The organism is Enteroscipio rubneri (assembly GCF_002899715.1).
GTDB classification, from domain to species: domain Bacteria; phylum Actinomycetota; class Coriobacteriia; order Coriobacteriales; family Eggerthellaceae; genus Enteroscipio; species Enteroscipio rubneri.
The window spans coordinates 1-19,756 of record NZ_PPEK01000020.1; the positions used below are offsets into that span (position 1 = coordinate 1).

Here is a 19,756-nt window from a genome sequence, read left to right on the forward strand (position 1 = left end):
AGATGTGTATATGAGCCAGCCGCCCGCCCTCGAAGCGACGCCGGTTAGCGGCTCTGATCCAGCTTGCATACGGCTCACGCACCTCGTCGCCCGAAAAGCCTGTCCCCAAAATCGCGTCGACAACCGCGGCGGCGCCGTCTACGGCGTCGATGAGCACATCGGCGTCGGGCGCGATGAGCACCGTGAGCGGCAGCTTGCGCGCCGATATCTCGGAGAACGTCTCGATTGCCGTCTGGCGGGCCGGTTCCGCACGGATTCTTTCGGCAAGCTCAGCTGCCACGAGGGTCGTTGGATACCCAGCTTCCGCAAGGATGCGGGCACATACCCACCCGTCGCCTCCGTTGTTGCCCGAGCCTGCCAGCACCACGACGGGAGCTGGATCGGGCACGTGCGCACGTACCGTGTCGGCAACGGCGCATCCGGCACGCTCCATGAGCTCGGAAAGTGGTGTGCCATCCTGCGCGATACGCCGCTCGAGCTCCCCGATCTCGGGTACGTCGAGCACCTGGCGCCTCTCGCGTTCGCGCTCAACCCCCGCGACTGTCATAACCCGCGTGTTGGACAGCAAGCCGTTGAGCATGACGAACGGACGTTTCTTCACGGCTGCCCGCATGGCCCGCACGATGAGCGATGCGCCCCAGATGGACATGAACGCGATCCAGACCCAAACGACGACCGCTCGATGCTCTACGGCGAACGCTGCGACGGCGTTCATCTCGCCGGCCTTCGACGGATCGAGATCCAATACGCCGAACAGCAGCGCGAAGGGAACCGTGGCGAACAGATAGAGCAGGCCGTAGCGCGCGAGGATCTGGTACCAACGGGCGCAGGAGGCGTCGGAGCGCACGATGCGCAATTTCAATAGCCGCTGGCCGAGCGTTTGGCCGTGCGAGCATGCGGGCACGGCAACGAAGAAAGTTACGAGTGTTATGAGCTCCAGAGCCTGCACGGCGAACCCCCACGATCCGCCCGCTGCTTCGAGCGTCTCGCGCGCCCCAGCCGAAGCGACGATCGATGCGAGTGCACCCGCCGCCGCTTGGGCCAAGATCAAGTCGATGCCGAACGACAGCGCTCGCTGGGTGACGCTCGCGCGCACGCCGGCCTCGCGCGCCTCCTCGTCTACGAGGCGCATGTCGGGCAGCACGCGCATGGCGGGTCCGACCATCCAGAAGCCGATCATCGCGCCGAACGTGTTCAAAATCAAGTCATCTACGTCGAACAACCGGTACGGATGAGCATAGACTCCCCAAAGACCCGTGAGCTGCGTGAGCTCGAACGACAGCGTGACCAGAAAGCCGATAAAAAGCGTCTGCCACCAGGTGCGTCGGAAATAATAGCGCAGATACATGCCCAAAGGCACGAGAAGAAGCACGTTGAAAAGGGCTTCGTAGACGGAGGGGTCGCGCAGCGTGGCGAGCCAGGTGGAAGGATCGCCTGCCGAAAACGGCGTCTCGGCGAGGAACTCGTGCACAAAGCTGAACGGTACGAGCTGCGGGGTTTGGGCGTACGGCACCACGGCTGCGCGGTTCTCGGGCAGGGGCAGCAGCACGAGGAAGTACGCGCACAGAAGATAGAACACGAACGAATACACGACGAGGGTGTGCAGCCACGGAACGGAACCGAATTTGCGATATTGGAAGACGAGGTAGGGAAGCGTGATGACAAAGGCGAGCAACGGGAAAGCAACTGCCGCCAAAACGATGTTGGACACGTAGACGTTCATGAGGGGGAAGGAGGGCCTTTCTGGATGTTGGATAGATGCCGTGGGTCGCGATTCGATCGAATGGAGGCTAGTCGCCGTCCTCCTCGCATGCGCGGCTTTCAAGATCGAGCAGATAGGCTTTTATCTTCGAGCCGCCGGCGTAGCCGACGAGCGAGCCGTTCGCGCCGATCACGCGATGGCAAGGAACGACGATAGGCAGCGGATTCCTATTGTTCGCTCCTCCGACGGCACGGCATGCCTTCGGATTGCCGATAGCTGCAGCGACCTCGCTGTAGGAGCGCGTCTGGCCGTAGGGTATGTCGGAGAGCGCAGCCCATACGCGCTTCTGGAACTCCGTTCCCTCAGGAGCGAGCGGCAGATCGAAAGCGCGCCGTTTACCGGCAAGGTATTCTTGCAGCTGGTTTGCCGCGCGGTTTGTGAGCTCGGTCGCCCGCCGCTCGCCGGGGAGCGGCGGGCTGCCGAACGCGATGGCTGTGATAGCCGAGCCGTCCGAGGCTACCGTGAGGTGCCCGAGTGGTGTCTGGTAGGGATAGTACGTCAAGCATTTCGAAGCCATGATCGCCCCTTCCGGTCGATTTCGCATCATTATACTGCATGCCGTATTCCGACTCATGCATCTCGGCGTTGCGCGCATCGGGCGCCGCCCATCGCTTCTGCATGTGGTTTCTCCGCCGCCAGGCGTCGGAGAGACGCCGCGTTTGCGTCGTTGAGCTAGAATGGATGAAGCGATCAACGTGAGGAGTCCTGATGTTCGAACCGGTGAAGATAGCGCCTTCCATCCTGTCGGCCGATTTTATGGATCTCGGGCGCGATATCGCGCTCATTGAGGAGGCTGGCGCGGGGTATGTTCACGTCGACGTCATGGACGGCCATTTCGTCCCGAATCTGACGATGGGCGTGCCGGTGGTCAGACAGTTAAAAAAGGCCACATCGCTCCCGCTTGACGTGCATCTGATGATCGACAATCCCCTCGAGCAGGTGCCGTGGTTTCTCGATGCGGGCGCCGATTCCGTCACCGTCCATGTTGAGGCGCTCGACGAGGCTGGTCTGTTCCGGGCTGTTTCGGACATTCGCGGGTCGGGGGCCCGGGCCGCTGTGAGCGTGAAGCCGGCGACGCCGATCGAGGCCGTGGTGCCCGTCATCGGCGAAGTGGACATGGTGCTTGTCATGAGCGTGGAGCCGGGCTTCTCGGGCCAAAGCTTCATCGAAGGGAGCGATGCGCGCGTTGCGCGCGTCGTGGAGCTTGCACGCATGGCCGGCGCGAGTCCGCTCATCCAGGTGGACGGGGGGATCGGCGTTGCAACGGCGCCGTGCGTGGCCGCTGCTGGGGCCGATGTGCTCGTGTGCGGCAATGCGGTGTTCGCGGCGAAGGATCCTGGGGCGGCTCTCGAAGCCGTACGCACGGCTGCCGAGGAGGCGCGTGCGGCCGCCCTCGGGCTATCCGACATACTGGACGAGGTTTGAGCAATGCCTGTGCCTTCGGATTACGTGTATCTCGACTACGCTGCCACGGCGTTGCCGCGCGCCTGTGCCTTGGAGGCCATGGCTCCATTTTTTGCTCCCGGATTCCTCGGCCTGATGCACGGGGCGAACGCGAACTCGCTGCATACGCCCGGTCGTACCGCCTTCGCCGCGCTCGAAGACGCCCGCGCTTCCATTGCGCGAGATCTGGGCGCACGTCGTCCCGGCGAGATCATCTTCACCTCGGGGGCGACCGAAGCCGACAACATGGCCGTGCTCGGTATTGCCCGCGCTGCAGCCGAAGAGCGTCGCCGGCACGGCCGCACGGCGTCGCCGCACGTTATCGTATCGGCTATCGAGCACGAAGCCGTCCTGGCGCCGGCGCGGCTTCTTGAGGCGGAAGGCTTCCGCGTCACGCGTCTCAAGCCGAACCGCCAGGGGTTCATCGAGGTCCACGCCCTCGAGGAGAGCCTCGATGAGGACACGGTGCTTGTGAGCGTGCAGGCCGCTAACAGCGAGGTCGGTAGTGTCCAGCCCGTGGCGGCACTCGCGCACGCGGTCCACGCGGCAGGTGCGCTTATGCACACCGACGCCGTGCAGGCGCTCGGTAAGGCACACATCGATCTCGGTGCCCTCGGCGTGGACGCGGCGTCGTTCTCGGCACACAAGATCGGAGGCCCGAAGGGAGTCGGGGTCCTTTTTCTTAAGGCTCGCACGCCGTTCGCTGCGCAGATGCTCGGCGGGGGGCAGGAATCGGGACGGCGCAGCGGCACGCAGAACGTGGTCGGCGCCGTGGGGTTCGCGGCCGCCTGCCGCGAGGCTGCGGAGGAACAGGAGGCCGAGGCTGCCCGTCTACGCGGCCTGCGCGATCGGCTCTATGGGTCGCTGACCGGCTTCGGACCGGTCGAGGCGACGGTCGATGTGGCGGAAGGCAGCGAGGACTTCCTTCCCAATATCGTCAACGTTTTGGTGGACGGTCTGGAGAGCGAGACACTCGTTCTCCGCTACGACCGCCAAGGCTTTGGCGTGTCGGGAGGATCGGCCTGCTCGTCTCGTTCGCTCGAGCCGAGTCACGTGCTGCGCGCGATCGGCATTGACGCCGATCGCGCGCTAGGGGCTCTGCGTATCTCGATGGGACGCGACACCCGGCAAAGCGATGTGGACGCGTTCATCAACGCGACAGCGACGGTGCTGGACTGGAACTGATAATCGGCCCGTACGCGGCGAGCAGCCGCTCGCGGGCCGCCGATGCGGAGGTATACCGAGCATGGAACTGATCACCACCCATACGCATACCTGCTTCACTAATCATGGCGAAGGAACGGTGGAAGAGCTCGTCTCGGCCGCTGCGGCCGCCGGTGTGGCCACCATCGCCGTGACCGAGCATTACCCGCTGACCGATGCGTTCGATCCGCGGCACTACCTGGCCATGCCCGAGCAGCGAGTGGGTGAGTACCTGTCCGCCATCGATAAGGCGCGCGCGGCCCATCCCGAGATCGAGGTCATCGCGGGCTGCGAACTGGACTGGCTTGGCGACGACGATGACCGCGACTTGACGGCGGAAGATCTCTCGCCGTTCCAGCTTATCCTGGGCTCCGTGCATTTCGTCGACCGGTGGCCTTTCGACGACCCCGCTCAGCGCGGGCGCTGGGACGAGGTGGGTGCCGACGATATCTGGCGCCGCTACTTCGAGGTGTGGTGCGAGGCCGTGTCCTCCGACGCTCCCTTCCAGGTGATGTCGCATCCCGACCTCGCAAAGAAGTTCAACTTCTATCCCAGCTTCGATCCTCAGCCGCTCTACGACCGGGCGGCCGAAGCGTGTGCAGCGGCGGGCCGCATGGTGGAGGTGAACACGTCGGGGACCTACTATGCCTGCAAGGAGATGTTCCCCGCGCCGGCCTTGCTGGCGACGTTTCGCCGTGCAGGTGTGCCCTGCACGGTGGGTACCGACGCGCACAAGCCCGAACATGTGGCTCGCGACATCGAGCGTGCATACCGTCTTATGGCGCGAGCCGGTTATCGAACGGTAACAGTGCCGACAGCCGATGGCGACCGCCGCGAGGTTACCATCGAGCTGTAAGCTCCTTCGGCCGAGTTGGCTGAACATATGAAAGGACATGACCATGGTTGCTGCGAAGAAGAACCGGGAAGACGGTGCGGGCGCGGAGGGACTCGCGCGCCGCGCGTCGGGCCCGTTATCGAAACAGATCGTCGCGATGACGACCGGAGCGCTCGAGCAGGCATTGCTCGCGGAGTTTCCGGCCGCCGACGCCGAGCCCTGGGATCGCACCGGGATGACGGTGGGCGATCCTGCTCGGTTGGTGAGCGGCGTGGCTGTCGCGCTCGATCCGACGGTGGAGGCCATCGAGGCGGCTGCCGAGCGAGGCGCGAACGTGCTCGTGACGCACCATCCTGCATACCTCGCTGCTCCCGATTCCTTCATGCCGGCATCGTCGGTCGCTGTAAATCCCGGCGCGGGGGTATGGCGCGCTGTCGAGCGTGGTGTGTCGGTCATGTCGTTCCACACCGCCCTCGATGTAAGCGCGCGCGTTCAGCGCGTGCTCCCCGGCATGCTCGGCCTTGCGCTGCAGAGCGTGCTCGTGCCCATAGAAGGATCGCATGCCAAGGGCTATGGGCAGCTGTGCGAGCCGGGAGAGGACGACGGCCTTTCGCTCGGCCAGCTGGCAGCCCGCTGCACGTCGGTGTTCGGACGCGCGCCGCGCGTGTGGGGCGATTTCTCGCGCGAGCTCGATCGCGTCGCCACGTGTACAGGCGCTGCGGGCGATGTGGCGCGCGCCGCTCTGCGGGCGCAAGCGGATTGCCTCGTGTGCGGGGAGATCAAGTATCACGACGCCCTTGAGTTCTCGCAGGCGGGTCTCGCCGTCATTGATATAGGCCATGACACGAGCGAGCTTCCTCTCGTTGCCGTGCTTGCGGCTGCCGTCCAGGCTGCCGGCATGCCCGAAGCCATGGTGTCTATCGTGGATCAAGGGGAAAACTGGGCCTATCCCGAAACGGTACGGGTATAATGGAGGAGGCGCCGCGGCCGCGGCGCCGTTTCCTCAGACGAAGGAGCCGCATGCGCGTAGACACCGACGATCTGGCCACGCTGTTGAAGATGCAGCACATCGACCTGGACATCATGCGAGCGAGCAAAAAGCTCCAGCAGCTCCCGCAACGAACGGCCATCCTTGAAGCTCGTACGAAGAAACGGGGAATCGAAGAAAAGCGCGATCAGCTCGACGCGCTTCACGCCGAGGCCGACGCGCGACTCGCGCGCATCAGCGAAGAGGACGGCCTGCTCGTCGAGAAGCAGCGACGTGTGCAGGAGGAGATCGATGCGTCGCATGGCGGCTATCGCGACGTGGAGGCTCGGTCGAAGGAGCTCAACGGGCTCGCGAAGCGTCGCAACACCTTAGAGGGCGAACTCTCGGCCGTGAGCGATGAGCTTTCGAAAATCGAGGGCGTGCAGGTCCAGGTGGCGAAGATGATGAGCGATCTCGATAAGCAGGAGGCGCAGGCCACGGAGTCGTTCGTGCGTGAAGGCGGCGCGCTCAAGCAGGATCTTGCCCGGCTCGAGACCGAGCGCGCGCATCTGAGCGCATCGCTGCCAGAGGACCTTGCCGCTCTCTACGAGAAGACGGCAGCGCGCACGGGCGGCGTGGCCGTAGGCAGGTTGCAGGGCGGTAGCTGCGGGGTGTGCCGCATGGCCATCGAGGGCGGACGGCTCATCGATATGAAGGCGAAGGGCAACGTGGCGCCGTGTCCCCAGTGCGGGCGCCTGCTCATCATAGAGTAGGCGAGGGGTTCGCGCTATCCCCTCGCAGGTTGCATCCTCTTCGAGATATGCACCGGTTCACGTATCCGATCTTCGCGTCGAAAGGGCGGGCTTCGGCCTGCACGCAGCAAGACGACCCTCGTCCAACGCAAAAAAGCCCGTGCGAACGGGCTTTTTCAATGCGAGATACTCGACGCCGACGGATCGACCGGCGAACCTGCTAGGCGCGCTCCACCTTGCCGGCCTTCATGCACTTCGTGCACACGTTGGCCTTGCGGACACGACCGTTCTTGTCTTTGATCGTGACCTTCTGAATGTTGGGACGGAACCAACGATTCGTCACGCGGTGCGAGTGGCTGATGCTGCGTCCCGCGACCGGTGCCTTACCGCAAACTTCACAAACCTTCGACATCGTTCTCACTCCATTACCTTGGTTGCTGAATCGGCTGCATGCCGTTGAGGGCAAAAAAGCCTTCATACTATAGCACATATGAGAAATGGGTTACAAGAATTTTTCGTGTAATATACTTTGCGCTGCGATCAGGCACGTCACCACGCCCCGATCCCTTGCGCTATACTGCGAAGGCAGGTTTCGGTCGCGCGCGGGAAGTCCGCGCCGTGAAAGGAATGCCATGAACGATACGATACCCGGCAACCTCCATGTTGCCAACGACGTGCTGGCCGACATGGTCGGCAATGCGGCGCTCGAATGCTATGGCGTCGTGGGCATGGCCGCGCCTTCGGCGGTCGACGGCATCGCCAAGATCCTGCCCGCTTCGCGTCTGAGGCGCGGCGTGGTGGTGACGTCCACCGACGCGGGCGTGCATGTGGAACTCTACGTTGTCATCGAATACGGTACGAATATCAACACGGTCTCCCAGAACCTCATCGACCAGGTCACGTTCGCTCTCACCGAGTACGCCCGCGTTCCGCTCGACGGCGTCGAGGTGCACGTGCAGGGCGTCAAGGTGCGCAAATAGCCCCGATTCCGCATCGGCCGCATCGCCGCGCATTCGGCGCGAAGCGGCCTAACGCTTAAGGAGAAACGAACCGTCATGTCAGAATCCTATACCGCGAACGACCTGCTCAATGCAATAGCCGCTGCGAGCAAGACGTTGGGCGAGCGCCGGGACGAGATCAACCGCCTGAACGTCTTCCCGGTTCCCGATGGCGACACGGGCACGAACATGTCGCTTACGCTGGAATCCGTCGTAGGAAACATCGCATCCTTGCCCATCGGGGCCGACGGCGTTGCGATTCGCAAGGCGATCACGACCGGGGCTCTTATGGGCGCACACGGCAATTCCGGCGTTATCACCTCGCAGATTCTGCGCGGCCTGTGCGAGGGCAGCGTCGGCTGCGAGGATGTCGACGCCGCCAGCATCGACGCAGCGCTCTCGCATGCGGTCGACGTGGCCTTCTCGGCGGTCCGCAAGCCGGTCGAGGGCACCATCCTCACGGTGCTCAAAGATAGTGCGGCGGCTGCCAAGCGTGCGCGCAAGAAGAAGCTCGCGACGGAGGAGGCGCTCGCCGCGGTCGTCGACGAGGCCTACGCCTCGGTCCAGCGCACGCCTGATCTGCTGCCCGTGCTCAAGGAGAACGGCGTCGTGGACGCGGGAGGATACGGGCTGGCCATTTTCTTCGATGCGTTCGCTTCCGCTCTGACCGGGCGCGAGGGCCCGATGCGCGACGAGCTGGCGTTTGCGCGCCAAGCCGCTCCGAAGGTCGAGATCGAGCAGATCAACGATTGGGAGGGTTCGGATTACCGGTACTGCACGGAGTTCCTCGTGCATTCCGACGAGGTCGACGTCGATGCAGCCAAGGATTTCTTGCCCACGATGGGCGATTGCGACCTCATGGTGGGCATGCATCCTAACTTCAAGGTGCACGTGCACTCGAACCGTCCCGACGAGGTGCTGCGGTGGTTCCTCGACCACGACGCGCAGGTCTCAGAGGTGCACATCCACAATATGCAGCAGCAAAGTGTCGCGCGCAGCGACGCTCTGGCTGCCGAGCGTCAGGCCGAGGTCAAGCCGCTCGGCTTCGTGGCCGTTGCGGCGGGCGAGGGCAACGCGAAGATCCTCGAGAGCCTGGGTGTGGACGTGGTCGTTTCGGGCGGTCAGACCATGAACCCCTCGACGAAGGACCTGCTCGACGCCGCCGGTCGCGTGAACGCCGATGCCGTCATCATACTGCCAAATAACAAGAATATCATCATGGCAGCCCAGAGCGCCTGCGAGCTGTCGGAGAAGCCCTGCGCGGTCGTGCCCACGAAAAGCGTGCCGGAGGCGTTCGCGGCTCTGTTCGGGGTCGATGAGTCTGCAAGCCTGGAGGACAACGTCGAGGCGATGACGGAAGCGTATGCTGACGTCAAGACCGGCGAGGTGACCACTGCCATCAAGGATTCGAAGGATGCGGCAGGCAATCCCATCAAAGAAGGCGATGTCATCGGCATCGCCGACGGCGCCATCGAGGCTGTCGGCTCGTGCGTGCAGGCCGTGGCTATGGAGCTGCTTGCTGCGATGGATGCCGATGACGCCGATACGCTCACCATACTAGCGGGCGAGGATTTTGCCGACGATGCCTTCGAAGCGCTCGTGGCTCGCATCGGCGAGGAGTTCGACGAGCTGGAGATCGATGCGCATCGCGGTGACCAGCCTTTGTATCCCCTCGTGATGTCCGTCGAGTAGGGAGGTTCCGCCCGCTTCGGCGATGAGCGGAACGGCCGATCCGCGCCCGCGCACCGATCCACGCTCTACGCGCACATCTTCGTCTGCAAAAGCACGATCGGACGCGCGGCGGGGACGATCCGTGCAAGAAGCGTTTCGCTGACGATAGGAAAAACCTGGAGGCTGCAAGAGTTGCCGAAAAACGCTGAAACGAGCGCCCCTGACCGCATGGCAGCCACGCTCGCGCTCGACGAACCCGTCGGGCGCGTCCGTTTGGTAAGCCCGGGGCGCGCTCGCGCGCTCGAGGGGCTCGGCATTCGAACGGTGCGCGATCTGGTGTCCCACTATCCACGGCGCTACATCGATCTGTCGCGCAAGGAAACCGTTGCTTCGGCGGCTATCGGTCAACAGTGCACGGTCGAAGGCGCGGTACACGAGATCAAGCTCAAGCGCCCCAAACCGCGCCTCTCGCTCGTGGAGTTGTCCGTCGTGGACGGCACGGGCGTGCTCGTGGTGACGTGCTTTCGCCAACCGTGGCTCATGGATCAGGTGAAGCCCGGTATGCGCATCGCCGTGGCCGGCAAGCTGGAATTCAACTACGGTTTCAAACGGATGACGAATCCCTACCTGGAAGTGCTTGGAGATGAACAGGCTGCCGAAGGCATGATCATCCCCGTGCATCCGGCGTGCGAGAAGGTGTCTCCTGCGTGGATGCGACGGCTCGTGGGCAACGCGCTTGCGGCCTGCACGGGGATGTACGATCCGCTCCCGCTCGAGCTGCGCGCAAAGTACCGCCTCATGAGCAGGCAAAGAGCGCTCATGTCGATCCATTTCCCTCAGAGCGCCGCCGAGGCTGCCGAAGCGCGACGCCGTCTCGTGTACGAAGAGCTCCTGCTTCTCGAGATCATGCTCATGCGCGAAGAGCGCGGACGGGCGCAGGGCTGCACGCCGACGGCGCACATCGTCGATGGCCCGCGCGTTCGGGCGCTTGCCGCCGCGCTTCCTTTCGAGCTCACCGACGAGCAAAAGGCGGCACGCGACGAGATCCTCGGGCAGTTGGCGGATCCGCGCGCTGCGAACCATCTGCTGCTCGGCGACGTGGGTACGGGGAAAACGGTCGTTGCGGCCTTCGCTCTGGCCGCTGCCGCGGACACGGGATCCCAAGCGCTTTTCATGGTGCCGACCGAGGTGCTCGCACGCCAGCACGGCGCAAGTTTGGGGCCGCTGCTCGATGCTGCGGGCATCTCCTGGGAAGTGCTGACGGGGTCCACGCCTGCTTCCGAGCGCGCAGCCCTCGCGGAGCGGACGGCTGCCGGCGAAGTGGATGTCATGATCGGGACGCACGCCCTTCTTGAGGACGACGTGGCACCTCCTAGGCTGAGCCTCGTCGTGGTTGACGAGCAGCAGCGTTTTGGCGTCGAACAGCGCGCGCGGCTACTCGCGAAGGGCGGTGCACCCGACGCACTCTACCTTACGGCTACGCCCATACCGCGTTCCCTTGCGCTTGCCCTGTACGGGGGCCTCACGCTCTCCTATATCAGGCGTCGTCCGCACGGGGCCGCCCGGCGCACAACGAGCGTACATCGGAAGACCGAGCGCGGACGCGCCTACGACGCCGCCCGCGCGGCGCTGAAGCGCGGCGAGCAGGTGTACGTTGTATGCCCACTCGTCGGCAAGGACGCTGAAGAGCGCGACGAGAAGGCCGGCGCCACGCGCCGTCGAGAACCTGACGAGGAAGCGTACGAGTATGCGGCCATCAGCATCGAGGACGAATCGGACCTGCTAGGCGACGATGCCGCTGCCGCCAAGCGCGAGGCCGCCTCGCTGCAAGGAGGCGTGTTCGCCGACTGGCGGGTGGAGCTTCTGCATGGACGCATGGGGTCGCACGAGAAGCAGCAGGCCATGCGAAGGTTTCGCGAGGGCGAGGCGCAGGTGCTTGTGGCCACCACCGTCATCGAGGTGGGCATCGACGTTCCCAACGCCACCGTCATGATCGTGGAGGATGCCGACCGGTTCGGCCTCGCGCAGCTCCATCAGCTGCGGGGGCGCGTCGGGCGCGGCGGCAAGCCGGCAGAGGTGCACCTCGTCTCGGCTTCAAGATCGGAGGTGGCCCTCGCCCGCCTGACGGCCATGGAACGTACGGACGACGGGTTCGAGCTGGCTGAATACGACTTGTCGCTGCGCCGCGAAGGAGACATATTGGGCAATCGGCAGCATGGCGCTTCGGCGCTCAAGCTTGTGAACGTCGTGCGCGACAGCGCGTTCATCGAGGCGGCCCATGCCGATGCGGCCGCACTTCTGGAGGCGGATCCCGCCCTTGTGATGCCCGCGCATCGAGCGCTTGCGCGCGAGGCGCGCAGGGCGTTTCCCGACGATCGGGCCGTCGAAGGAGGCTGACCATGAGGGTTATCGCAGGAGCGTTCGGAGGGCGTTCGCTGAAGGCGCCGAAAGGGGAAGGCACCCGCCCGACAACCGATCGGGTGCGCGAGTCGATGATGAGCGCGATCGCCAGTGCTCGGGGCGGTTTTGACGGCGCCAGCGTGCTCGATGCTTTTGCAGGTTCAGGCGCGCTTGGGATCGAGGCGCTCAGCAGAGGCGCGCGGTGCGCGCATTTCTACGAGCGCGCTCCGGAGGCGTCGCGGGTGCTGCTCGAGAACGTGCGTGCGATGGGACTGGATCCCCGTTGCGCCCGCGTCCATCGGGCCGACATTCTGAAGGATCCTCCTGTTCGGGCGCAGCCGTCCTTCGATCTCGTGTTTCTCGACCCCCCGTATGCCTTTGCGGCCACGGAGGCTCTGGGCGTTGTCGCGCATCTTCGCTCGGTCGGGGCGCTCGCCGAGGATGCGATCGTGGTGTACGAGCATGCCGCAGGCGACGAGATGCAGGTGGATGATGCGGCTAAAGCGTGCGATTTGTCTCTTGCGCGTCGCAAGAAGTACGGGGATACTGTCGTGGACGTCCTGCGCACCGTGCGCACAGAGGACGCCGGTACGGCGACAGAGAGGGAACGGCACCTATCATGAAACGCGCATTGACGCCCGGCACGTTCGATCCAATCACAAGCGGGCACCTCGACGTTATCACCCGCGCTGCGCAGCTGGTGGATGAGGTGGTCGTCGCGGTGGCGGCCTCGCCGAAGAAGCAACCGCTCTTCACGCTCGACGAGCGAACCGACCTTGTCCTTCGAGCGACCAGCCATCTGTCCAACGTTCGCGTCGAGCCGTTCGACGAGCTGCTGGTGGACTTGGCGGAGAAAATGGACGCCACGGTGGTTATCAAAGGCCTGCGGGCCATTACGGATTTCGAGTACGAGTTCCAGATGACGGCGCTCAACTATCAGTTGAATCGGGAAATCGAGACCCTGTTCATCATGTCGCCTCCGCAGTACATGTACCTGTCCTCATCCATCGTGCGCGAGATTGCGAGCCTCGGTGGCGATGTGACCCAATTCGTTCCGCCGTGCGTCAACGACGCGCTGAACGAGAAGTTCGGGATCGCGTAGAAGCGGGGCGGACAGGGCTTCGCATCGTTGGGAGGCGGTTGTGCGGGACACGGGAGGCGAAGGGGGCATCGGCCGCGGCTGCGATGTGCGGTTGGCGGGACGATGCCATAAGCGGCGAGAGGAAGCGGCGCGCCGAGCGCGCCTCGCAGGCGAGAGAACGGACGGCTTCATGTTCAACGAGAACCTTGATGAAATCGTGGCGGGCATCGCTCGCAACTATAGCGCGCAAGAGATATTCTTCACTGATCCCGACCGGCATTTTCCCAATAAGAAGGCCGTGATCGGCATCATCAAGGATTTGCGCCGCGTTTTGTTCCCGCGCTACTTTGGCGACGAAACTCCCACAGGGGCCAAACCCGAGTACTTCATCGGCGAAACGCTCATCCGCGTGGAGGACTCGCTGCGTCGTGAGCTGCGCGAAGCGCTGCTGTTCCGTGGAGAAGAAGGCGTCGATGCAGCCGATGTGGATGCGCGAGTCGACGAGATTTGCCTCAACTTCTTCCAGAAGCTGCCCGAGATACAGCGTATCCTGCTCACCGATGTGCAGGCGGCCTTCGACGGCGATCCCGCCGCACAGAGCAAGGAGGAGATCATCTTCTCGTACCCTGGCTTCTTCGCCGTCTTCGTGTTCCGCATTGCCCACGAGCTGTATGTGCAGGGTGTGCCGCTCATCCCGCGCATCATGACCGAGTACGCCCACAGCGGCACGGGCGTCGATATCAATGCGGGCGCTCGGGTGGGCGAGTATTTCTTCATCGACCATGCCACCGGCGTTGTCATTGGCGAGACGACGGAGATTGGCGACCATGTAAAAATCTATCAGGGCGTCACGCTCGGAGCGCTGTCGACGCGAGCTGGTCAGCAGCTGGCAGGCGTGAAGCGCCATCCCACCATCGAGGACAACGTTACCATCTACTCCAACGCGAGCGTGCTCGGAGGCGAGACTGTGGTTGGCGAAGGCGCCATTATTGCAGGCAGCGCGTTTGTCACCTCCTCCATTCCAAAAGGCGCGCGCGTGAGCCTGAAGAACCAGGAGGTCAACGTGCGCCAACCCGAAAAGAAGCGCGATCCCAAGGATTGGGAGCTTTGCTAAGGGGCTCCGCCTGCGCTTTCGGAGCCGCTGCAACTCTCGTCCGTTTCGGCCCGTCGTTGTGTACCGTGGCAAACGCTTCCGTGTCGACACGGCTCCGACCGGGTAAAATGTGCATGCTTTGTGCATTGGAGGTTGGTTTCGACACCATCCATGCTATTATATTGCGACGCATGCGCGCGAAGGCCCGTGCACGTCAACGCAGATGAAACGCAGCACCTGGGTGGAAGGACAATCATGGACGAAACAGGAGTCTTGGGGCTGCTCGAAGAGCTCTCGATTCTGCTTGAGGACTCTAAGCCGGTGTTCGGTAAAGGAAACATGCGCCAGGTCGACATCGCCGCGGCGTTTGAGATTATGGACGAGATCCGCGATACGTTCCCGAGCGAGTTCGCCCAGGCCCGTCAGATCGTCCGCGAGCGTCAAAGCCTGCTTGACGATGCGGAGGCGGAAGCGAATCGCATGATCGAGGACGCTCGCAGCCAGGCGATGACCATCGCCAGCGAGCAGGAGATCGTGCGCATCTCGCAGCAGCAGGCCGATCAAGTGCTCGCTGATGCGCGTGAGTTGGAGCGCCAGACGCGTGCCGGTGCCGAGGACTACGCCGACGAGGTGTTCGGCCACGTCGAGCAGAGCCTCGATACGCTTCTGGGCAACGTGCGCCGTTGCCGCGATCGTCTGAACGCGAACTCCTTGGCTTCGGGCCGCTAGGCTATCCCATGGATCCGACACTGCGCATAGCCGTGCCGCCCGAACTCTTCGCGCCTGCGGAGAGTTCTCGTTTCGAGGGTGCGCTCGAGCTGCCCTCGCTGCAAGCCGGACCTGACGAATACTCTTTTCCCGATCCGTTGGCGTGGCACGTGGAAATCTCGAATACCGGGGACGCGCTTTTGGTGACCGGGACGGTGAGCGGCGAAGCCATCGGTTCGTGCGCCCGTTGCCTCGATGGGTTTCGCTTCGACCTGGAAGGCGAGATCGAGGGTTACTACTTGCTCGATGAGTCCCGATCGGCTCCTGAGGACATGGATGACGACGAGTTCGACGTTTTGCCTGAGGATCATGTCATCGATCTTGAGCCGCTGATCAAGGCGGCGTTGATTTTGGAATTTCCCCTCGTGCCCCTGTGCGACGAGGAGTGCAAGGGCCTATGCGCCGTCTGCGGTGCGAATCTCAATGAAGGCCCGTGCGAATGCGCGCCTACCGAAGGCGCGAACGACGGTCCGGCAAATCCTTTCTCGGTGCTTAAGGATTTCCCGTTCGACGACAGATAGCTTGCGCCCCATGGCGCTCGCGTTGAGCGTCGGGGTCTTATGTTCGCTTCTTTCCGTATTCGCATCTGTTGTAGATCTTCTACGACGACCGTCGTCGGTGCGAGACCGGCGTCGATCGCAACCTGCTCTTCGCAGCCGTTACCAGCGCATAGCGCAAGCCAACCCCGTTGCATCGAGGATTCCCGCCGCGGTATCTGGTTGAATAGGCCTTGCCCGAGGATTTCGCGATTCGGAGTCCTGTGCGGTGTGCTATCCTGCTGAAAGCGTATGCCGCGGATGCGACCCGGGTTGCATCCGCGTTTTTATCCGAGCGTCTTACGAGGACGCTGCAGATCGAGGCGCCCGAAACGGATCTGCCGGCCGAGACATCGGCCGGAGGAGGGGCGCCGCTGGCGAGAGGTGGGGTCATGAACGAAGAGAACACGGACGGTCGTCGGACGGTAGCCGTTGTCGGCGCCGGCATCGCGGGGCTTGCGGCGGGCGTCTACGCGCAGCAGAGCGGATTCGATGTGCACGTGTTCGAGCGAAACGACGAGCCGGGCGGAGCGACGATAGGCTGGGAGCGGGACGGATACCGCTTCGAGGGCGGAGCGCACTGGGTTCCCGGCACGGCCGACAGAACGTCGTTTAACGCGCTGTGGCGCGAGGTGGGTGCGCTTGACGACGAGGTGGCCGTTAAGCTTCCCGATCCATACTTCGCGTACGAGTCCGACGGCCGCGTCGCGCTGCTCTTCCGCGATCCGAAGCGCCTTCGCGCGCATCTGACCGAGCTTGCGCCGGAAGACGCGCGCGAGATCAAGCGCCTGTGTCGCGATGTTGCCCGATTCACGAAGGTGGACCTTCCCTTCGGTGACGTCAAGGGGGTCAAGGCAAAACACCCGCTGGAGTCGAATCCGTTCACGGCAGCATCCATGATGCCGGCGTTCACCCGCATGCCGTCGTACGCGAAACAGGACGTATCCAGCTTGCTGAACTGTTTCAGAAGCCCGCTCATCCGCGGCCTTCTGTCATGCATTGCCGGAGAGAACGAGAGTGCCACGTCCCTTGTCAGCACGCTTGCCCAGTTTGCGGCTGGCGACGGCGGCTACCCTGAAGGGGGATCCGCCGGCATGGCGAAGCGCATGGCCTTGCGCTTCGAAGAGCTGGGCGGCTCGCTGCGTTTCGGCGCTCCCGTCGAGCGCGTCGTGGTGAAGGACGGCATCGCAACGGGCGTCATCGCCGGAGGCGAGGTGCAGAGCTTCGATGCTGTCATTGTGGCGCAGGATACGATTGCTTCAGCGTTCTCCTTGTTCGATCCGCCTCTCGACAAGCCGTGGGTGCACACGATGCTCTCCGCGACGAAACCCCAGACCGGCATGGTGGTCGGCGTAGGTGTGGCTGCCGACCTCGGCGAGCTTCCCGAAAGCATCGGGTTCTCGCCTGCGGAACCCTTGCAGATAGCAGGGCGTTCGTTCTCCGAGATCACGCTGTGCAACTTCGCGGCATACGAGGGCCTTGCGCCCGAGGGCTGCACGGCGCTCACCGTTTCGTTGCCGGGCGATACGTATGATTGGTGGCGTGAGCGCGAGGCTGCAGGAGTCTACTCCGAAGAAAAGCGTCTCGTGGCCGAGCGCGTTATCGCTGCGCTTGAAGAGCGCTTCCCGCCCCTCGCCGGCAATGTGAAGACATGGGAGGTGGCGACGCCGCTCAGCTTCGAGCGCCGCCTGCACTCCTATCGCGGTTCCTGGATGTCCATTCTCAGGCCGAGCACGAATGTCTCTCCGCATTCGGCCAAGCCGCAAGGCATCGCGAACCTGTACTTCGCGGGCCAGCGCATGCTGTTGCCGGGCGGTATGGTCAACGCGCTCAAAACCGGGCGTATCGCCGTGCAATACCTGTGCAAAGATACGCGGACGGTGTTCCAAAACGAGATCTGAGCGCTTCGCCGATCGCTGGTTCCTGCTCGGGTTTCGAGAGGGCGCTTCATACGGAGCGCCCTTTCGGTTCGATGGGGTTGCGAGCTGTTTCTAATCGATCCTTGGATCCAGACCTGGGGAACGCCGGCTCACGGCCCTTCGGGCGCTCCGTGATTCTGCATTCGAGTCTCCTAGCCTTGGCTCCGCCCCTCTCGGCTCCCGTCTTTCCTCTTGACGCGGCTCTCCTTGACAAGTTTGCGAAGTTTCTTTACACTGTTAGTTAGTTACATGAGTAACAAACTAACAAGCATGGATGAATGAAGAAAGGGGCGGAAGCATCGTGATCATCGACCCGGCCAGCGACGTGCCTCTGTTCGTGCAGATCGCCGAGCAGATTGAGGACGACGTCTTCACCGGCGTCTATATCGAAGGCGATCGCGTGCCCTCCACCAACGAGCTTTCGGCGCTGCTCGGCATCAATCCGCATACCGTGCTCAAAGGCATGAACATCCTCGTGGACGAGGGCATTATCTACAAGAGAAGGGGGATGGGAATGTACGTGCAGGACGGCGCGCGCGACAAGGTGCGCGTGAAGCGCAAAACCGCCTTTGACGAGCGCTATGTAGCGGCCCTTGTGGCCGAGGCGAAGAAGTTGGGTTTCACGAAAGAGCAGGTCGTCGATCTCGTCGAGAAAGGGTACGACCATGTCTGATGTCTCGTTTTCCGTGTTGGGCGCGCATGCGGGACGGGAGTCCAACAGCGTTTGCGCCGCGTCCGCCCAACCCGTCAAAACACCGGACGCAACGGCTGATCGTTGCCTTCGAGCCGATCATCTGACGAAGCGGTTCGGAAAGACGATGGCGCTCGACGACGTGTCGCTTTCCTTCGAATATGGCACTATCCACGCGCTTCTCGGCCGCAACGGCGCGGGCAAGACGACGCTTCTGGGTATCGCGGCCAACCGCCTCGTGCCCACGGAGGGGCGCATCCTCGTGGACGGCGAGCCGGTCACGGACGATCCGTGTGCGCTCTCGAAGGTGTTCTGCACGAGCGACGTGCAGACGATCCCCGGGTCCATGTACGTGGACGACCTCGTGGGATGGATGGGCCGCTTCCATGAGGGCTTCGATGCGAAACGCGCCGTGCGGCTGGCCAAGGCGTTCGATCTCGACCTGAAGGCGAAGACGGGCGCGCTCTCCACCGGCTACCGCACCATCTGCCAACTGGTGATGGCTCTCTCGCTGGACGCTGACTATCTGCTGCTGGACGAGCCGGTGCTGGGCCTGGATGCCGCACACCGCGAGCTGTTCTACCGGCTTCTGATGGAGGACTATCTGGCGCGGCAGCGCACGGTGGTCATCGCCACGCACCTTATCGAGGAGGTGGCGACGCTCGTGGAGCACGTCGCAATCATCGACGAGGGCCGGGTGCTCATGGCTGCGTCGGCCGACGAGCTGCGCGCGAGCGGCTACAGCGTGTCGGGTCGCGCCGACGACGTGCGCGCATACTGCAAGGGGCTCGATGCGCTCAGCGTGGACGAGCTGGGTGGCGTGGCGGTGGCGTACCTGTTGGGCAAGCCGGATGCCGCGCGCCTCACCGACCGGCTGGACACGGCGCCTATCAGCCTACAGAAGTTGTTTGTGAAACTGACCGAGAAGGGGGAGTGACCTCATGAAGCTCAAGGCGGCCTTTCGCTATCAAGCTGTCGAGCTCGTGCAGAGTGCGTCTGTGTTCTGCCTGATCATCGGTGCTATCATCGTCGTTTTCTTCGCGATGACGATCACTCGGATCGCCTACGTGTATGTGCCGAACCTGGGCTTTCTACCCTACGTCCTCATGCCGCTGCTCGCCTTGTCCACGTTTTCGGGCGATGTGCGGTTCCTCATGCAGATGGGGCTCGCGCGTCCCCAGATGATCGCAAGCACGGCGGCATCGCTGGGGGCGGCCTGCCTGTTTCTGGCTTCCATCGAGGCGGTATGCTCGGTCGTCTTTCCGTTCTGGCCGAGCGGGCAGTCGCTGTTCCTGATGTCGTACGGAGCCGGTAACGGCCCGGTGCTCGACTTCCTCTTCACGTTCCTAGGCTGCGCTGCGGCTTCATCCGTGGGGTTCGCGTTTGCGTCGCTGCAGATGCGCTTCGGCGCGCGGCGGGTCGTGCTGCTCACTGTCGCAGCAGTCGTCCTCGTGCTCGTTGCCCTACAAAGCAGGGGTGCAGCCTTGGTGGGAAACGGTCTCTCCTGGCTGCTCGGTTTTGGCGAAGGGGCAAGCTTGGCAAATCCGTTTCTCCTGTTCGCTGCAATTGCGGCTATCGGCGTTCTCATTGCCTGGGCGGCAGTCCGTCGCATCGAGGTGCGCTGAGCAAAGGGAGAG

At 63.5% G+C, this 19,756-nt stretch carries 20 protein-coding genes; 17 read left to right on the plus strand and 3 right to left on the minus strand.

The window, feature by feature from the left end:
* Together C2L71_RS11100 and C2L71_RS11105 are read right to left on the minus strand one after the other, a co-directional pair.
* The coding region (locus C2L71_RS11100; RefSeq protein WP_103265825.1) for a VanZ family protein at positions 1 to 1,723 on the minus strand (1,723 nt) is incomplete at its 3' end.
* Positions 1,724 to 1,790: 67 nt separating this feature from the next.
* Positions 1,791 to 2,279, minus strand: a complete 489-nt coding sequence (locus C2L71_RS11105; protein WP_157938976.1) for a methylated-DNA--[protein]-cysteine S-methyltransferase — start codon at positions 2,277 to 2,279, stop codon at positions 1,791 to 1,793.
* Between the two features lie 191 nt (positions 2,280 to 2,470).
* Here C2L71_RS11105 and rpe point away from each other — a divergent pair, with 191 nt between their 5' ends.
* From rpe to C2L71_RS11130, 5 genes are all read left to right on the plus strand, one after another.
* The gene (gene rpe, locus C2L71_RS11110; protein WP_103265826.1) at positions 2,471 to 3,187 is read left to right on the plus strand and encodes a ribulose-phosphate 3-epimerase; all 717 of its coding nucleotides are present in this window, start codon (positions 2,471 to 2,473) and stop codon (positions 3,185 to 3,187) included.
* A 3-nt stretch (positions 3,188 to 3,190) separates the two neighbouring features.
* Positions 3,191 to 4,390 (plus strand): cysteine desulfurase family protein, encoded by a 1,200-nt coding sequence (locus C2L71_RS11115; protein ID WP_103265827.1) that lies wholly within the window; start codon positions 3,191 to 3,193, stop codon positions 4,388 to 4,390.
* 61 nt (positions 4,391 to 4,451) lie between these two features.
* Positions 4,452 to 5,264 carry a histidinol-phosphatase HisJ family protein gene (locus C2L71_RS11120; RefSeq protein ID WP_103265828.1) on the plus strand — a complete coding sequence of 271 codons (813 nt, stop codon included), beginning with the start codon at positions 4,452 to 4,454 and terminating at the stop codon, positions 5,262 to 5,264.
* Positions 5,265 to 5,307: 43 nt separating this feature from the next.
* Positions 5,308 to 6,213: a Nif3-like dinuclear metal center hexameric protein gene (locus C2L71_RS11125; protein WP_103265829.1), complete on the plus strand. Its 906-nt coding sequence runs from the start codon at positions 5,308 to 5,310 to the stop codon at positions 6,211 to 6,213.
* 50 nt (positions 6,214 to 6,263) lie between these two features.
* Positions 6,264 to 6,983 carry a zinc ribbon domain-containing protein gene (locus C2L71_RS11130; RefSeq protein WP_103265830.1) on the plus strand — a complete coding sequence of 240 codons (720 nt, stop codon included), beginning with the start codon at positions 6,264 to 6,266 and terminating at the stop codon, positions 6,981 to 6,983.
* 199 nt (positions 6,984 to 7,182) lie between these two features.
* On the opposite strand, the gene rpmB is transcribed toward C2L71_RS11130, so the two are convergent.
* On the minus strand, positions 7,183 to 7,374 hold the full coding sequence (rpmB, locus tag C2L71_RS11135) for a 50S ribosomal protein L28 (protein WP_103265831.1): 192 nt from the start codon (positions 7,372 to 7,374) through the stop codon (positions 7,183 to 7,185).
* A gap of 220 nt (positions 7,375 to 7,594) precedes the next feature.
* On the opposite strand from rpmB, the gene C2L71_RS11140 reads away from it, so the two are divergent.
* The 12 genes from C2L71_RS11140 (at position 7,595) to C2L71_RS11195 (ending at position 19,744) form a co-directional block, all read left to right on the plus strand.
* Entirely contained in the window at positions 7,595 to 7,942 is a 348-nt protein-coding gene (locus tag C2L71_RS11140) for an Asp23/Gls24 family envelope stress response protein (RefSeq protein WP_103265832.1), read from the plus strand.
* Positions 7,943 to 8,017: 75 nt separating this feature from the next.
* Positions 8,018 to 9,652 (plus strand): DAK2 domain-containing protein, encoded by a 1,635-nt coding sequence (locus C2L71_RS11145; protein ID WP_103265833.1) that lies wholly within the window; start codon positions 8,018 to 8,020, stop codon positions 9,650 to 9,652.
* A 207-nt stretch (positions 9,653 to 9,859) separates the two neighbouring features.
* Complete coding sequence (locus tag C2L71_RS11150; protein ID WP_103265834.1) at positions 9,860 to 12,028, plus strand: ATP-dependent DNA helicase RecG; 2,169 nt, start codon at positions 9,860 to 9,862, stop codon at positions 12,026 to 12,028.
* Between the two features lie 2 nt (positions 12,029 to 12,030).
* The gene (gene rsmD / locus C2L71_RS11155; protein WP_103265835.1) at positions 12,031 to 12,654 is read left to right on the plus strand and encodes a 16S rRNA (guanine(966)-N(2))-methyltransferase RsmD; all 624 of its coding nucleotides are present in this window, start codon (positions 12,031 to 12,033) and stop codon (positions 12,652 to 12,654) included.
* Complete coding sequence (gene coaD, locus C2L71_RS11160) at positions 12,651 to 13,133, plus strand: pantetheine-phosphate adenylyltransferase (RefSeq protein ID WP_103265836.1); 483 nt, start codon at positions 12,651 to 12,653, stop codon at positions 13,131 to 13,133. Before rsmD ends, coaD begins: the two co-directional genes overlap by 4 nt.
* A gap of 169 nt (positions 13,134 to 13,302) precedes the next feature.
* Positions 13,303 to 14,226, plus strand: a complete 924-nt coding sequence (locus C2L71_RS11165) for a serine O-acetyltransferase (protein WP_103265852.1) — start codon at positions 13,303 to 13,305, stop codon at positions 14,224 to 14,226.
* Between the two features lie 234 nt (positions 14,227 to 14,460).
* On the plus strand, positions 14,461 to 14,934 hold the full coding sequence (locus C2L71_RS11170) for an ATP synthase subunit B family protein (RefSeq protein ID WP_103265837.1): 474 nt from the start codon (positions 14,461 to 14,463) through the stop codon (positions 14,932 to 14,934).
* 8 nt (positions 14,935 to 14,942) lie between these two features.
* Positions 14,943 to 15,494, plus strand: a complete 552-nt coding sequence (locus C2L71_RS11175) for a YceD family protein (protein WP_103265838.1) — start codon at positions 14,943 to 14,945, stop codon at positions 15,492 to 15,494.
* Between the two features lie 407 nt (positions 15,495 to 15,901).
* On the plus strand, positions 15,902 to 17,410 hold the full coding sequence (locus C2L71_RS11180; protein WP_129588515.1) for a phytoene desaturase family protein: 1,509 nt from the start codon (positions 15,902 to 15,904) through the stop codon (positions 17,408 to 17,410).
* Between the two features lie 292 nt (positions 17,411 to 17,702).
* Complete coding sequence (locus C2L71_RS11185; RefSeq protein WP_239926658.1) at positions 17,703 to 18,101, plus strand: GntR family transcriptional regulator; 399 nt, start codon at positions 17,703 to 17,705, stop codon at positions 18,099 to 18,101.
* The gene (locus C2L71_RS11190; protein WP_103265840.1) at positions 18,094 to 19,056 is read left to right on the plus strand and encodes an ABC transporter ATP-binding protein; all 963 of its coding nucleotides are present in this window, start codon (positions 18,094 to 18,096) and stop codon (positions 19,054 to 19,056) included. Before C2L71_RS11185 ends, C2L71_RS11190 begins: the two co-directional genes overlap by 8 nt.
* A gap of 4 nt (positions 19,057 to 19,060) precedes the next feature.
* Positions 19,061 to 19,744 (plus strand): hypothetical protein, encoded by a 684-nt coding sequence (locus C2L71_RS11195; RefSeq protein WP_103265841.1) that lies wholly within the window; start codon positions 19,061 to 19,063, stop codon positions 19,742 to 19,744.
* The last annotated feature ends 12 nt before the right edge of the window (positions 19,745 to 19,756 follow it).